The 13432-nt window shown below is 49.4% G+C and carries 7 protein-coding genes; 4 read left to right on the top strand and 3 right to left on the bottom strand.

Features of this window, described 5'->3' with window-relative positions; genetic code table 11:
* Positions 1–10 precede the first annotated feature (10 nt).
* Together B160_RS0126545 and B160_RS0126555 are read right to left on the bottom strand one after the other, a co-directional pair.
* The gene (locus B160_RS0126545) at positions 11–2200 is read right to left on the bottom strand and encodes a glutamine synthetase III family protein (RefSeq protein ID WP_018631009.1); all 2190 of its coding nucleotides are present in this window, start codon (positions 2198–2200) and stop codon (positions 11–13) included.
* A gap of 151 nt (positions 2201–2351) precedes the next feature.
* Positions 2352–3647, bottom strand: a complete 1296-nt coding sequence (locus tag B160_RS0126555) for a hypothetical protein (RefSeq protein WP_018631011.1) — start codon at positions 3645–3647, stop codon at positions 2352–2354.
* A gap of 279 nt (positions 3648–3926) precedes the next feature.
* Here B160_RS0126555 and purL point away from each other — a divergent pair, with 279 nt between their 5' ends.
* The 4 genes from purL (at position 3927) to yidC (ending at position 10946) form a co-directional block, all read left to right on the top strand.
* Entirely contained in the window at positions 3927–6155 is a 2229-nt protein-coding gene (gene purL / locus B160_RS0126565) for a phosphoribosylformylglycinamidine synthase subunit PurL (protein WP_018631013.1), read from the top strand.
* A 36-nt stretch (positions 6156–6191) separates the two neighbouring features.
* On the top strand, positions 6192–6980 hold the full coding sequence (gene proC / locus B160_RS0126570) for a pyrroline-5-carboxylate reductase (RefSeq protein ID WP_018631014.1): 789 nt from the start codon (positions 6192–6194) through the stop codon (positions 6978–6980).
* 345 nt (positions 6981–7325) lie between these two features.
* Positions 7326–8978 carry a CTP synthase gene (locus tag B160_RS0126580; protein ID WP_018631016.1) on the top strand — a complete coding sequence of 551 codons (1653 nt, stop codon included), beginning with the start codon at positions 7326–7328 and terminating at the stop codon, positions 8976–8978.
* Between the two features lie 123 nt (positions 8979–9101).
* A complete protein-coding gene (gene yidC, locus B160_RS0126590; protein WP_018631018.1) occupies positions 9102–10946 on the top strand; it encodes a membrane protein insertase YidC in 1845 nt (614 codons plus the stop codon).
* Positions 10947–11217: 271 nt separating this feature from the next.
* Here yidC and dnaX read toward each other — a convergent pair whose 3' ends face one another.
* Positions 11218–12990, bottom strand: coding sequence for a DNA polymerase III subunit gamma/tau (gene dnaX / locus B160_RS0126595; protein WP_018631020.1), 1773 nt, complete (start codon positions 12988–12990; stop codon positions 11218–11220).
* Between the last annotated feature and the right edge of the window lie 442 nt (positions 12991–13432).

Here is a 13432-nt window from a genome sequence, read left to right on the forward strand (position 1 = left end):
TGGGGAAAAATTATCGCATGAACAGCAGTTCCCTGTATTTAGGCAGGTACCATTCTTTATCGTCTACCAAAAGTTCCAGCTTATCTACATGATAACGGATCTGGTCGAAGAACGCTGCTTTTACCTGGCTTTCATATGCGATGGCCTTGGTACGCGTGTCTTCGATCGCATTGCATATTTTACGTGCTTCGATCATTTGCTCAACCAGGTCGCTGGCCTTGTTAATGTGCTCAGAGATCTTATCCAGGATCTGTTTCTGATTGGCGTAAGCTTCCTCCGGAAGACCCGCATCTTTCAGACCGCGGATATTATTGGCCAGGAGCGTCTGGTAGCGGATCGACGGCGGCAGGATAACGCTGGTAGCCATTTCGCCCATGATACGGCCTTCGATCTGTACTTTCTTGATGTATTTTTCCAGCTCGATCTCGTGTCTTGCTTCTAATTCAGACAGGGAATAGATGCCGTTGTCTACAAACAGTTTTTTGTTCTTGTCGGTAACCATAGCATCCAGTGCCAGCGGGGTTGTTTTCAGGTTGGGCAACCCTCTTTTTTCCGCTTCTTTTTCCCATGCCTCGCTGTAGCCGTCGCCTTCGAAATGAACTTTTTCGCTGGCCACAATGTATTCGCGGATCACCTGCATGATGGCGATCTCTTTTTTCTCGCCTTTTTCGATCAGGGTATCTACTTCCTTTTTAAACTGTTTCAGGGTTTGCGCCATGATGGTATTCAATACAGTCATGGGGTTGGCACAGTTTGCAGTAGAACCTACGGCACGGAACTCGAATTTATTACCGGTAAAGGCAAAGGGAGAGGTCCGGTTCCGGTCGGTATTGTCCATAAACAATTCCGGGATGGTTTTGTGAATGTCCAGTTTCAGCATGCTCTCATCCTGCTCGTCCATTTTTTCAGAAACGCGCTCTTTTACCTCTTCCAGCACGCGCGACAGGTATTTCCCGATAAATACGGAGATGATCGCGGGAGGCGCTTCATTGGCACCCAAACGGTGGTCGTTGGGAGCAGAAGCAATAGAGGCCCTTAAGATATCTGCATAGTCGTGCACCGCCTTAATGGTATTCACAAAGAAGGTGAGGAACATTAAATTGGTCTTGGGGGTCTTGCCCGGGGCCAGCAGGTTGATGCCGGTGTCTGTGGCAAGGCTCCAGTTGTTGTGCTTACCGCTTCCGTTGATACCGGCAAATGGTTTTTCGTGGAACAGGACCTTCAGCCCATGCCGGGGTGCGATCCGGCTCATGGTATCCATTAACAAAGTATTGTGGTCTACCGCCAGGTTGATCTCTTCGTAGATCGGTGCGCACTCGAACTGTGCAGGTGCTACCTCATTGTGACGGGTGCGCAGCGGAATGCCCAGTTTGTAGCACTCATTTTCAAAATCGCGCATAAAGGCATACACACGTTCTGGTATGGCTCCAAAATAATGGTCTTCCAGCTGCTGGTTCTTGGCAGAGTTATGACCATAAACGGTGCGACCGGTCATCACCAGGTCCGGACGTGCGTTGAACAACCCCTCATCCACCACAAAATATTCCTGTTCCCAGCCCAGGGTGCCGGTTACTTTCTGAACATTGCGGTCGAAATAATTACAAACATCAACTGCCGCTTTATTTAAGGCTTCGATGGACTTCAGCAGGGGTGCTTTATAATCCAGTGATTCACCGGTATAGGAAATAAAAATGGTAGGGATGCACAGGGTTCTGCCATAGCCGATCTCCACGATAAAGGGAGGGGAAGAAGGATCCCAGGCCGTATAACCTCTTGCTTCAAAAGTAGCCCTCAATCCGCCATTGGGGAAGGAGGAAGCATCCGGCTCCTGTTGGATCAGGGCGGCGCTGTCAAATTCTTCAATGGGTGTGCCATCACCTTTAAGGGTAAAAAACGAATCATGTTTTTCCGCAGTGGTTCCGGTCAAAGGCTGAAACCAGTGGGTATAGTGCGTAACGCCCTTGGTTTCTGCCCACGCTCTCATACCTGTTGCGATCTGGCTGGCTACATTGCGGTCGATCTTCTGACCGGCATTGATAGACGCTTTCAGGCTTTTATACGCCTCATCGCTTAAAAACTTTCTTGCAGTGGCTAAGTTAAACACATGCGATCCAAAAACCTCAGTGATCTTTGGAGTGATCTTGCCTACATCCGTATTGTAGGTATGTAGCTCGGAAATTGCGTTGAATCTTAATGACATTGAAAAATAATTTTTGCAAAAATAAAAGGAAAAAATGGTTTATATGCTAAAATTTTTCTATTTTTTAAATAAATTTCTATTCTTTTTTTGTTTTATGCCTAATAAAAAGATGCTTTTGTATTGAAAATAAAATATTAATAAATTTTATTATTTATTTTTTGAACAGTTGCTTCCAGCAGATCCCCATAAGAACGGGGGGAAGCAACAGGGGAAAAAGAATGGACCGGTAGCGGACAATGGCGCCCAGGTTGTTGACCGTATATCCGATCATCAGTGCCACACTCATAGTGAATGCCAGCAAGAACAGGCTGAAGGGACGGAATGCAGGTTTCCGTTTGGGAAAGAGAAAGAAGAGCAATATGCAGATCCAGACAAGCACTACCTCCAGGAACGCGGGAAAGATGATGGCTTTTTTTACATCAGATGCAAGAGGGCGGAAGAGCACGAGGCCGGCAGACTGGGGCAACTGTTGTACAAAACCGGTAATATCCGGTCGCAGCCGGTGCACGGGTACGGTGGAGCTGCCGCCTTCGATATGGAGAAACGCTTCCTGTTTGCTGGCAACGATCGCCGGGAAATCCAGCGACGGGTGCAGGTATTTGGCGGTAAAGAAGAAAAGGATGGCCAGGCCATAGATGCCGGCAAAAAGTCCTGCCCGGTGCAACGGGAAGCGCCGCGCCAGGATCCAGCAAACCAGGGCGGGCAGGAGCACCAGCAGCACATGGTTCCGGAGAACAAACAGCAGCAGTAGTGCCGCAGACAGCAGCAGATAACCTGCAACGGGTTTGCTCGCCGTTTTCCGGAAATAAATAATATAGATCACCGTACCCAGGGCCAGGAAGGTAAGTCCGTCCTTATGAAGCCCGCTGGTCCAGTATAAGAAAGAAGGCGCCAGGAAACAGGCAATGATCAGGAGCAGGCTGTTTCCTTCAAGGTGCCGGCGCATGACCCGGTAAAGGGCAACCACGCCAAAATAAGTAAGGAACACATAAAAAATGATGTTGATGAAATAGCTGCCAAAGCTGAAACAGTTAAAGACCGATTCGATGCGGATATAGCTTTCGTTTTTCAGGTTGTTCCAGTAGGACGCGCTGGAAGCAAAAAAGCTTCCAAAACTGTTGGTGTACGGGTTGTAAAAAAAACTGGTGATGTAACTTACGGGACTGGTAAGCAGGATCTTTGTTTCTTTCAGGCTTTCGGCATGGAGCGTCCAGGTATCTGTTTTCCCCGGGCCCAGATCCGAGTACCAGTTGATCCAGCCATAGGCGATGCCCATGCCCACCTTCAAAAGAAAAAGGGCCACCAGCTGAAACCGGGAGAGCCCGCTGTTCCGGAAAAAACGGATCTGCGTGATGCACCAGGAAAACAGCAGCAGGTAAATACTAAAAAGAAAAACTTCCATTCTTAACAGGTACAATGATAATTCAATAATTGCAGAATTTGCCATGGATACCGTTGATTTGAAAATTTGAAAATGTGGGAATACCGGAATGCGGAAACGGGTATCTGGCCCCAAGCCGGTTCTCTAACATTGAACTTTAAACGAACGCAGGCAGCAGGAACACTGAATTGTGTCCGGTGTTTCGGCGTTCCGGACCTTCCGGACCATGTCAAATCCGCAGCCTGCCATCTGACCAGGGGAAGGTTTCTCCTTTAGAATGACGGTAGTTTTGTAATTTCGCTGCGATTTTTAGATGCTACAATTTAAATCAGCTATAATTATATAATGGAAATTACGGTAAAGACCGCAGAGCAGCTGCGTTTGACAAAAGAAGAATTTGAACTGATCAAAGAAAAACTGGGCCGTACGCCCAATTTTAATGAATTATGCGCCTTTTCCGCCATGTGGAGCGAGCATTGCAGTTATAAGAATTCCATTAAATGGCTAAAAACACTTCCGCGCGATGGTGGCCGCATGCTGGTGGCCGCCGGCGAGGAAAATGCAGGGTTAATGGATATTGGCGATGGGCTGGGTGTGGTGTTTAAGATCGAATCCCACAATCACCCTTCCGCGCTGGAGCCCTTCCAGGGAGCAGCAACCGGTGTAGGAGGCATCCACCGCGATATATTTACCATGGGGGCACGCCCCATTGCGGCGTTGAACTCACTGCGTTTTGGAAAGCTGAACGAGGCAAAGACCCAACACCTGTTAGCCGGTGTGGTACACGGCATCGGCCATTACGGCAACTGTTTTGGGGTACCGACCGTAGGTGGTGAAATTTATTTTGATCCCTGTTATCATACCAACCCGCTGGTAAATGCCATGAGCGTGGGTATTGTAAAGGCCGGTGAAACGGTATCGGCAACAGCGGAGGGTACCGGCAATCCTGTGATCTTTGTAGGCAGCGCTACCGGTAAGGACGGCATCGGCGGTGCTTCTTTTGCATCGGCGGATATTACATCGGAGAGTGTGCAGGAACTGCCCGCCGTACAGGTAGGCGATCCGTTCCAGGAGAAGAAGCTGCTGGAAGCCTGCCTGGAAGTGATCCAGACCGGTGCGGTAGTGGGGATGCAGGATATGGGCGCTGCGGGGATCATCTGTTCTACAGCAGAGATGAGCGCCAAAGGCGGGGTCGGCATGCGCATCGACCTGGAAAAAGTGCCTACCCGTCAGAAAGATATGAAAGTATGGGAGCTCCTGCTGAGCGAAAGCCAGGAGCGGATGCTGCTGGTGGCACAGAAAGGCCGGGAAGCAGAAGTTATTGCAGTATTTGAAAAATGGGATCTGCCGGCGGCCGTGATCGGCGAGGTAACCGATGACGGGTTGCTTGATTTTTATATGCATGGCCAGCTGGAAGCCTCGGTACCTGCTGAAGAGCTGGTATTGGGTGGCGGTGCACCGCAATACGACCGGGAATATAAGGAGCCGGCATACCTGCAGGCATTGAATGCATTTGACAGCGGCACCATTGCGGTACCTGCTGATCTGAAAGCAGTGGCCGAACAGATCATAACATTGCCCTCCATTGCTTCCAAACGCTGGATCTATAACCAGTACGACAGTATGGTGGGAACCGTAAATACCTCCACTAATGCACCTTCTGATGCTGCGGTGGTGACCATTAAAGGAACAAAGAAAGGATTGGGTGTTACCACGGATTGCAACAGCCGCTATGTATATGCAGATCCCTGTAGGGGAGCGATGATCGCGGTAAGTGAGGCTGCCCGCAACCTGGTTTGCAGCGGGGCATTGCCGCTGGGAGTGACCAACTGTCTGAACTTTGGCAACCCTTACGATCCTGAAGTATATTACCAGTTTGTAAACGCCATCAAAGGGATGGGCGATGCCTGCCGTAAGTTTGATACACCGGTTACCGGTGGTAACGTTAGCTTTTACAATCAGAACCCCGATGGGCCTGTAAATCCTACGCCAACCATCGGTATGGTGGGCCTGCTGGAGGATATTGATCAGAAAATGACCCTCGACTTTAAACAGGAAGGGGATGCGATCTACCTGCTGGGAAAACAGCCGGATGACCTGGGAAGCTCGGAGTACCTGTACCATGTTCATGGCGTTACCCATTCGCCGGCTCCTTATTTTGAGCTGGAGGAAGAATTTGCCCTGCAGCAGGCACTGGCAAAACTGATCAGCAATAAAACCATTTCTGCGGCGCATGATGTAAGTGAAGGTGGATTGTTTGTAACGTTGGCGGAGAGCGGCTTTAACCGGGATCTTGGTTTTAATGTGCAAACCCATGCGGCGCTCCGTAAGGATGCGGCCTTGTTTGGCGAAGCGCAGAGCCGCGTGGTAGTGACCGTTGCGGCGGAAAAAGCGGCCGCATTTGAACAGGAGACGGATGTGCCTTTTGAAAAAATAGGAACGGTAACCTCCGGCGCAGTGGTGGTCAATGGTGAAGACTGGGGGGGGATCGGCTACTGGAAAGATCAATACGATACAGCTATAGAAGTATATCTGGCAAAGGAGTCTGCAGCGGAAGCTATGGGCGGACTATAAAATCAAATCTGAAATCTCAAGTCACAAAAAAGCAAAATGAACATAGCAATCATAGGTGGGGGCAACCTGGGTACCGCCATTGCCGAAGGACTGATCAAAAGTAAATTCTGTAAGCCCGAGGCCATCACCATTACAAAACGCAATCCCTCTACTTTAAAGGAGCTGGAGAAGAAGGGGGTAAAAGTAAGTGCGGATAATGCGGCTGCGGTAAAGCAGTGCGAGCTGGTGATCCTGGCTGTAAAGCCGTTCCAGGTGGCTGCTGTGATCGAGGGCCTCAAAAAACAACTGACCGCAAAACATACGGTAGTATCGGTGATCACCGGTGTTTCGCTGGCCGATCTGCAGGAGATGCTTAAAAAGCAGATCCCGGTTTTCCGGGCCATGCCCAATACCGCCATCGCCATCCAGGAAAGCATTACCTGTATCAGTTATGTTCATGCTACCGAAAAGCAGGCGGCTTATGTGGTGGACATGTTCAATACCCTGGGCAAAGTAGCGCTGATCGATGAAAAACTGATGGATGCAGCTACCGTGCTGGGAGCCTGTGGAACAGCTTTTGCATTGCGCTATATCCGCGCCAATATACAGGCAGGTATCGAGATCGGATTTGACGCCAAAACAGCGAACCTGATCGCTGCGCAAACAGCAAAGGGCGCCGCGGAGCTGCTGCTCAAGAACGGCAGTCACCCGGAGCAAGAGATCGACAAGGTAACCACACCTAAAGGCTGTACCATTGTAGGACTGAATGAAATGGAGCACCGTGGATTCAGCTCTTCACTGATCCGGGGAGTGATCGCCAGCTATAAGAAGATCGCAAAAGACTGATTTTTGATCCCGCACCATTCCTCGCAATGTCTCCTGCAGGGACGTTGCGGAATAGTCTACATTATATAGCCGGAGCAGTCGTTTTCCCGGATCCTTTTCAGGAGACCCGGGAAAGAAAGGGGACCAGCGCAGAAGGAAATATTAATCCGGCAAAGGAGACGGGTTTTTCGGATGATTTATTATCTTTGCATGACCTTTCAAAGTTTTTCACTGGATTTTATGGGTCATAACGGGCTGATTTTATTTTTTCAGAGATAATGCAGGCTGGATTTTGTTGAAACAGGTTGAGTTTTTTGTGAAAATGATTCTTGTTAAGGAGTAATTTATTGAATTTAATATACCATTATGGCTAAGTATGTATTTGTAACCGGTGGAGTGTCTTCCTCCTTGGGAAAGGGAATTATTGCAGCATCGCTGGCAAAACTGCTACAGGCGAGGGGGCTGAGGGTTACGATACAAAAATTCGACCCGTATATCAATATTGACCCGGGCACGTTGAATCCCTATGAGCACGGGGAATGTTATGTGACCGAGGATGGCGCGGAAACAGATCTGGATCTGGGGCATTATGAACGCTTCCTGAATATTTTTACCTCCCAGGCAAACAATGTAACCACCGGCCGTATTTATCAGACGGTGATCAATAAAGAGCGGGAGGGTGCATACCTTGGAAAAACCGTTCAGGTGGTACCCCATATCACCAACGAGATCAAACGCCGGATGATGGAACTGGGCACTACCGGTGAGTATGATGTGGTGATCACCGAGATCGGCGGTACCATTGGTGATATTGAGAGCCTGCCGTTTGTAGAAGCCATCCGCCAGCTGCAATGGGAGCTGCCGGATGAAGACACCGTGGTCATTCACCTGACCCTGATCCCTTATCTGAAAGCCGCAAAGGAATTAAAAACAAAACCAACCCAGCACAGCGTACGGATGCTGAGCCAGGAGGGCGTACGCCCGGATATCATTGTATGCCGGACAGAAAAGCCACTTACACCTGAGCTGCGCCGGAAAATAGCCCAGTTCTGTAATGTGCGTCAGGATGCGGTGATCGAATCTGCAGACCAGTCTACCATTTACGAGGTACCCATGGCGATGCTGCGCGAGAAGCTGGATCTGACTGTTTTGAAGATCATGGGAGTAACTGCGTATAAAGAGCCGGAACTGGCAAGGTGGCGCGCTTTCCTGGATAAATTAAAATACCCTAAATCGGTTGTGCGGATCGGTTTGATCGGCAAATACCTGGAGCTGCAGGATGCCTATAAATCGATCCTGGAGGCCTTTGTACATTCCGGTGCGGTAAACGAATGCCAGGTGCAGATCGTAAACGTGCACAGCGAATACATTACGCCGGAGAATGTAGGGGAAAAACTAAGCGGATTGGAAGGGCTGCTGGTGGCTCCCGGTTTTGGGCTCAGGGGCGTGGAAGGAAAAATAACAGCAGTGCAGTATGCCCGCGAGAACGGGCTGCCTTTCTTTGGGATCTGCCTGGGGATGCAGATGGCCGCCATCGAATTTGCCCGGAATGTACTGGGACTCAAAGGAGCCAATTCCACCGAAATGGATAAAAATGCCGCCGATCCGGTCATCGACCTTATGGAAAGTCAGAAGAATATAACAGAAAAGGGTGGAACCATGCGCCTGGGCTCTTATGCCTGTGAGCTGAAAGAGGGAAGCCTGGCCGCTGCCATATACGAAACACAGCAAATCACGGAGCGGCACCGCCACCGCTGGGAATTCAATAACCGCTACCTGGATGCCTTTGAGCAGGCCGGTATGGTGGCCAGCGGCAAAAACCCGGAAAGCGGCCTGGTGGAAGTGATCGAGTTGCCGTCGCACCCCTTCTTTGTAGGAGTTCAGTTTCACCCCGAACTGAAAAGCACCGTGGAAAACCCGCATCCCATTTTTGTAAAGTTTGTGGAAGCCGCCGTGGAGCATGCTATGGCCAATAGCATCCCGGAAAAGAAACCGGATACGGTAAATGTTGATTTATAGGCAGTTAAAAAATATAATGCAGATGGGTCGCCCGGTTTCCGGGCGACTTTTTTTTAATGAAATCCTAAAAGGCAAATCCCCCGCTTTGTCTTATCTTTGCCCGCTCAAAAATAAACGTAACGAATGAATTTTGACCGGAATACGATCATTGGGTTTGGACTCTTGGCGGTGCTGTTTTTCTTCTACTTTTATTACAATAACCTGCAGCAGGGAGAACATCAGAAACAACAGGCCCGGAAGGACTCCATCGCCAATGCGTTAAAGCCAAAACTGGATACGGCAGCCATGCGGATCGACTCGCTCCGGGCCGACTCTCAGCGGCAGGCAACCAGCGCCGGCATGTTCCTGAACGCTGCAAAAGGCACGGAACAGCTGGTAACTGTGGAAAATGAAGTGTTCAGGATCGCCTTTACCAACAAAGGCGGACAGCCAAAATTTGTGGAGCTGAAGAAGTTTAAAAATGCGCTGGACAGCCACCATGTGCGGCTGGCGGCAACAGATTTTAACAAGATCAGTTACGCGATCAATACCGCAGCCAATCAAAGCGCACAAACCGGAGACCTCTATTTCAGCAATGGTCGTGTAACACCGGGGCCTGATGGCTCCCAGGTAGTGACATTTGAGTTAAAGGAGGGCGACAGCGCTTCCGCAACCAGTTCCGTCACCCACCAGTTTATCATTCATCCGAACGAGTATAAGATCGATTTCAACATCAACCTGTCGCAGCCTGGCAGCCTGCTGTCTCAAGGTACCATGAACATGATCTGGCAGTATGATGCGGCCCAGCAGGAGTCCGACATCGAATTTGAAAAGCAGAATACACAGGTCGGCTATATGGAAAATGGCAACTTCGACTACCACACCATTGGCAGAAAAGATCATGTCAACTTTGAAAAGAGTGTAAACTGGATCGGTGTACGTCAGCGCTTCTTCAATACCTTCCTGGTGGCAAAAGATAATTTTACCGGAGGAAAGATCTCCTGGACCATTCCGCCCGATGCCAGCAAGGAAGTGGTAAAGAGCACGGCCAATATGCAGCTGAAAGTTCCGGCAGGCAATGCGGCCACGGTGCCGTTGAGCATTTACTACGGTCCGGCAGATTACAATATTTTAAAAAAGTACGACAACGGGTTCAGCAAGCTGGTGAACCTGGGCCAGGGAATGTACGCATTTGTACGTCCGCTGAATCAATATGTGATCGTTCCCGTATTTGATTTCTTTAAAAGCATTGTGAGCAATTTTGGATTGGTGATCGCACTGCTGACGTTGGTGATCCGGTTGCTCATATCCCCGCTTACCTATAAAAGTTATTTGAGTGGTGCGAAGATGAAGGCGCTGCGCCCGGAGATCGCCACCCTTAAAGAAAAATTCGGCGGTGATCAGCAGGCAATGAGCATGGAGCAGATGAAGCTGTTCCGGGAAGCGGGTGTAAACCCGCTGGGAGGCTGTATTCCGGCGTTGTTCCAGATCCCGATCTTCTTTGCCCTGTATAGCTTCTTTAATGCCAGTGTAGACCTGCGGGGTGCAGATTTTCTTTGGGCCAGTGACCTCTCTGCCTTTGATGACCCCATTAAATTCGGGATTCATATACCGCTGCTGGGCAGTCACCTGAGCCTGTTTACCGTTACGGCCACCATTACCAGTTTGCTGATCTCGATCTACAGCATGAGCATGTCGCCGGATCAAAGCAATCCGATGATGAAGTACATGCCGTACATTTTCCCGGTGTTCCTGTTGTTCATCTTTAACCGGCTGCCATCGGCACTTACCTGGTATTATACCGTGTCCAACCTCGTTACACTGGCTCTGCAGTTTGTGATACAGACGTATATTATTGATCATGACAAGATCCTGACAAGGATCCAGGAGAACCGAAAAAAGCCCAAGTCCAAATCCAAATGGCAGGAGCGGCTGGAGCAGATACAGGAACAGCAAAAGCAAGTGCAGGATCAGCGGAAGAAGAAATAGTGGTTAAATAGTTAATGGTGAATAGTCAATGGTCAGTGGGCCGTTGACTATTTACGTTTAAGGAGACCGGTTTGAGGGTTCGGTTCAGCGTTTCAGGTTTCTGGTCCGGGTTCCAGGTCGGATCCGTCTCTTGCTTGATGTAAGTATCAACGAACAGTAACGGCCTCCTTATTTCCAGATCTGACCGATCTATTACCATCGGAGGGCAGATCACGGAGCAGGAACGGTATCTTTATTTCCACATTCCCAAATTTTCAAATTAAACGCAGCCTCACCGGTCCAGCTCCATCTTCAGCTTTTCTTTCAGCTCCTTTACCAGGGGATATTTTTCGATCATCTTCTGGTATTGCTGCACAGCGGTCAGCGGCCTGGGCTCGCTGCTCTCCGCTACCTCCCTGTTTTCCCGTTTAATGATATAGAACTGAAGCTGTGAATTTGACAGTTTTTTTTGAAGGAATTCTGAAGCCTGTGTTTTGCTGGTTTCTATAAACCGGTATTCGATCGCATTGGCCGTATACACATAAAAGGAATTTCCATCCAGCACTTTTAGTTGGGCAAGGTCAAAACTTTGAGCAGCAGAATTCTTGCTTTCTTTTAGCAGAACAATAAAGGCGCTCCAGGCTTCTTCCAGCGCTTCCTGCGTGAGCGGGTGGTCTTCCAGCTCCACATGCGTTTCTTTAAATTGCTGTCTTAGTTTTTCCAGGCTGCCGATCTTCCTGGCTGCTGTGGCTGCCTTAGGTGGTGGCGGTGCTGCCGGTCTGGGGGCCGGCTCTTCAATGATCAGCCTGCTGCCCCGGGCTTCCGGCTCATGCCGGGCAACGACGTCATCCGGGGCAGTACCGGACGGTTGTTTTAGCAAAACCGGCTGTATGCGTTTAAAAGGAACAGATACGGCTTTTTCAGCTATTTTTTTTTTAAGCAGCCCGGTATCGCCGGCCGTCAGTTCCATCGCTTGCTGCAGGTAACACAGTTTGATCAGTGTTAGTTCTACATGTAGCCGTTTGTTCCGGGCAGCGCGGTAATTGACCTCCGATTCGTTCAGGATATTCAGCGCACTGATCAGGAAAGATACCGGCGTTTTTTGAGCCGCCTCCAGGTATTTCTGCTTAAAGCTCTCTACCGTATCCAGCAGGGCCACCACTTTTTCATCTTTGCTTACGAGCAGGTTCCGGATAAAGGCCGCAAACCCGTTCAATACAAGATCCCCTTCAAAGCCTTTCCGGTTGATATCATCATACAGGAGCATGGCACCCGAAAGATCCTGTTGCAGCATATCCTCCAGCAGCTTAAAATAGTAGTCTTCATCCAGAATGTTCAGGTGCTCCAGGGTATTGGTATAATTCAGCTCACCATTGGTAAAGCTTACGATCTTATCCATAATGCTGAGAGCGTCCCGCATACAGCCCTCGCTTTTTTGCGCAATGGTCTGTAAGGCGGCCTGTTCTGCCTTTACACCTTCTTTTTCGCAGATCGCCTCCAGGTGCGCTACCGTATCGCCGGTAGTGATGCGTTTGAAATCGAAGATCTGACAACGGCTGAGGATCGTTGGAAGTATTTTATGTTTCTCCGTTGTAGCCAGGATAAAGATGGCATAAGGCGGCGGTTCCTCCAGTGTTTTCAGGAACGCGTTAAAAGCCGAAGAGCTCAGCATATGGACCTCATCGATGATATACACCTTGTAACGCCCGGCCTGTGGCGCAAAGCGTACCTGGTCTACCAGGGTGCGGATATCATCCACCGAGTTGTTGCTGGCCGCATCCAGCTCATGAATATTGAGCGAAGTGCCCTGGTTAAATGAAATGCAGGAAGGACATTCGTTGCAGGCTTCCCCATCTGCGGTCGAATGTTCGCAATTGATGGTTTTGGCAAGGATCCGCGCACAGGTGGTCTTTCCAACACCTCGGGGACCGCAAAACAGGAAGGCATGTGCCAGCTGGTTCTGCCGGATGGCGTTTTTTAATGTAGTGGTGATATGCGCCTGGCCCACAACCGTATCAAAGGTCTGGGGCCTGTATTTCCGTGCTGAAACAATGAATTTATCCATGAAAACTCCTCCTGATTATCTGACAAATGTAACATAATTGAGGAAGGTTTTGTTGTCATGGAACGGGATGTGGAAAACTGTGGATGGAACATTTATCCGGTGGTCCTGAAAAGCCGGCCGCTTCATTTTTTCGGGACGAATGGGAGGCGCGAGCCGGTCCGCTGCTTCCTGAATGGTGTTTGACAGGAGGGTAGTACCGAAGGGACCGGGCAGCCCTGTCATTAACCTGTTACTCCCGCTTCAGATAGCAAGCGGATATTCAAGACAAATATTGATAAATAGCTTTTTTACCGGGTATAAAACTCTACTAAAATAGTCAGGGCCGGTTGCTTCATCCGCCCGCCCGCCTCAGAAAAACCGGCGTCAATAAACAATCCTTACACGTTCTTTAGTCGTGTAAAGTCCCTGATGCCAAAATTGCTTAGTAGATGGTTAATTTAAT

Source organism: Niabella aurantiaca DSM 17617, assembly GCF_000374125.1.
GTDB classification, from domain to species: domain Bacteria; phylum Bacteroidota; class Bacteroidia; order Chitinophagales; family Chitinophagaceae; genus Niabella; species Niabella aurantiaca.

Coding starts and splice junctions, on each gene's coding strand:
- B160_RS0126545 (WP_018631009.1), bottom strand. CDS start 2,200: ATGTCATTAAGATTCAACGCAATTTCCGAGCTACATACCTACAATACG.
- yidC (WP_018631018.1), top strand. CDS start 9,102: ATGAATTTTGACCGGAATACGATCATTGGGTTTGGACTCTTGGCGGTG.
- B160_RS0126580 (WP_018631016.1), top strand. CDS start 7,326: ATGGCTAAGTATGTATTTGTAACCGGTGGAGTGTCTTCCTCCTTGGGA.
- purL (WP_018631013.1), top strand. CDS start 3,927: ATGGAAATTACGGTAAAGACCGCAGAGCAGCTGCGTTTGACAAAAGAA.
- B160_RS0126555 (WP_018631011.1), bottom strand. CDS start 3,647: ATGGCAAATTCTGCAATTATTGAATTATCATTGTACCTGTTAAGAATG.
- dnaX (WP_018631020.1), bottom strand. CDS start 12,990: ATGGATAAATTCATTGTTTCAGCACGGAAATACAGGCCCCAGACCTTT.
- proC (WP_018631014.1), top strand. CDS start 6,192: ATGAACATAGCAATCATAGGTGGGGGCAACCTGGGTACCGCCATTGCC.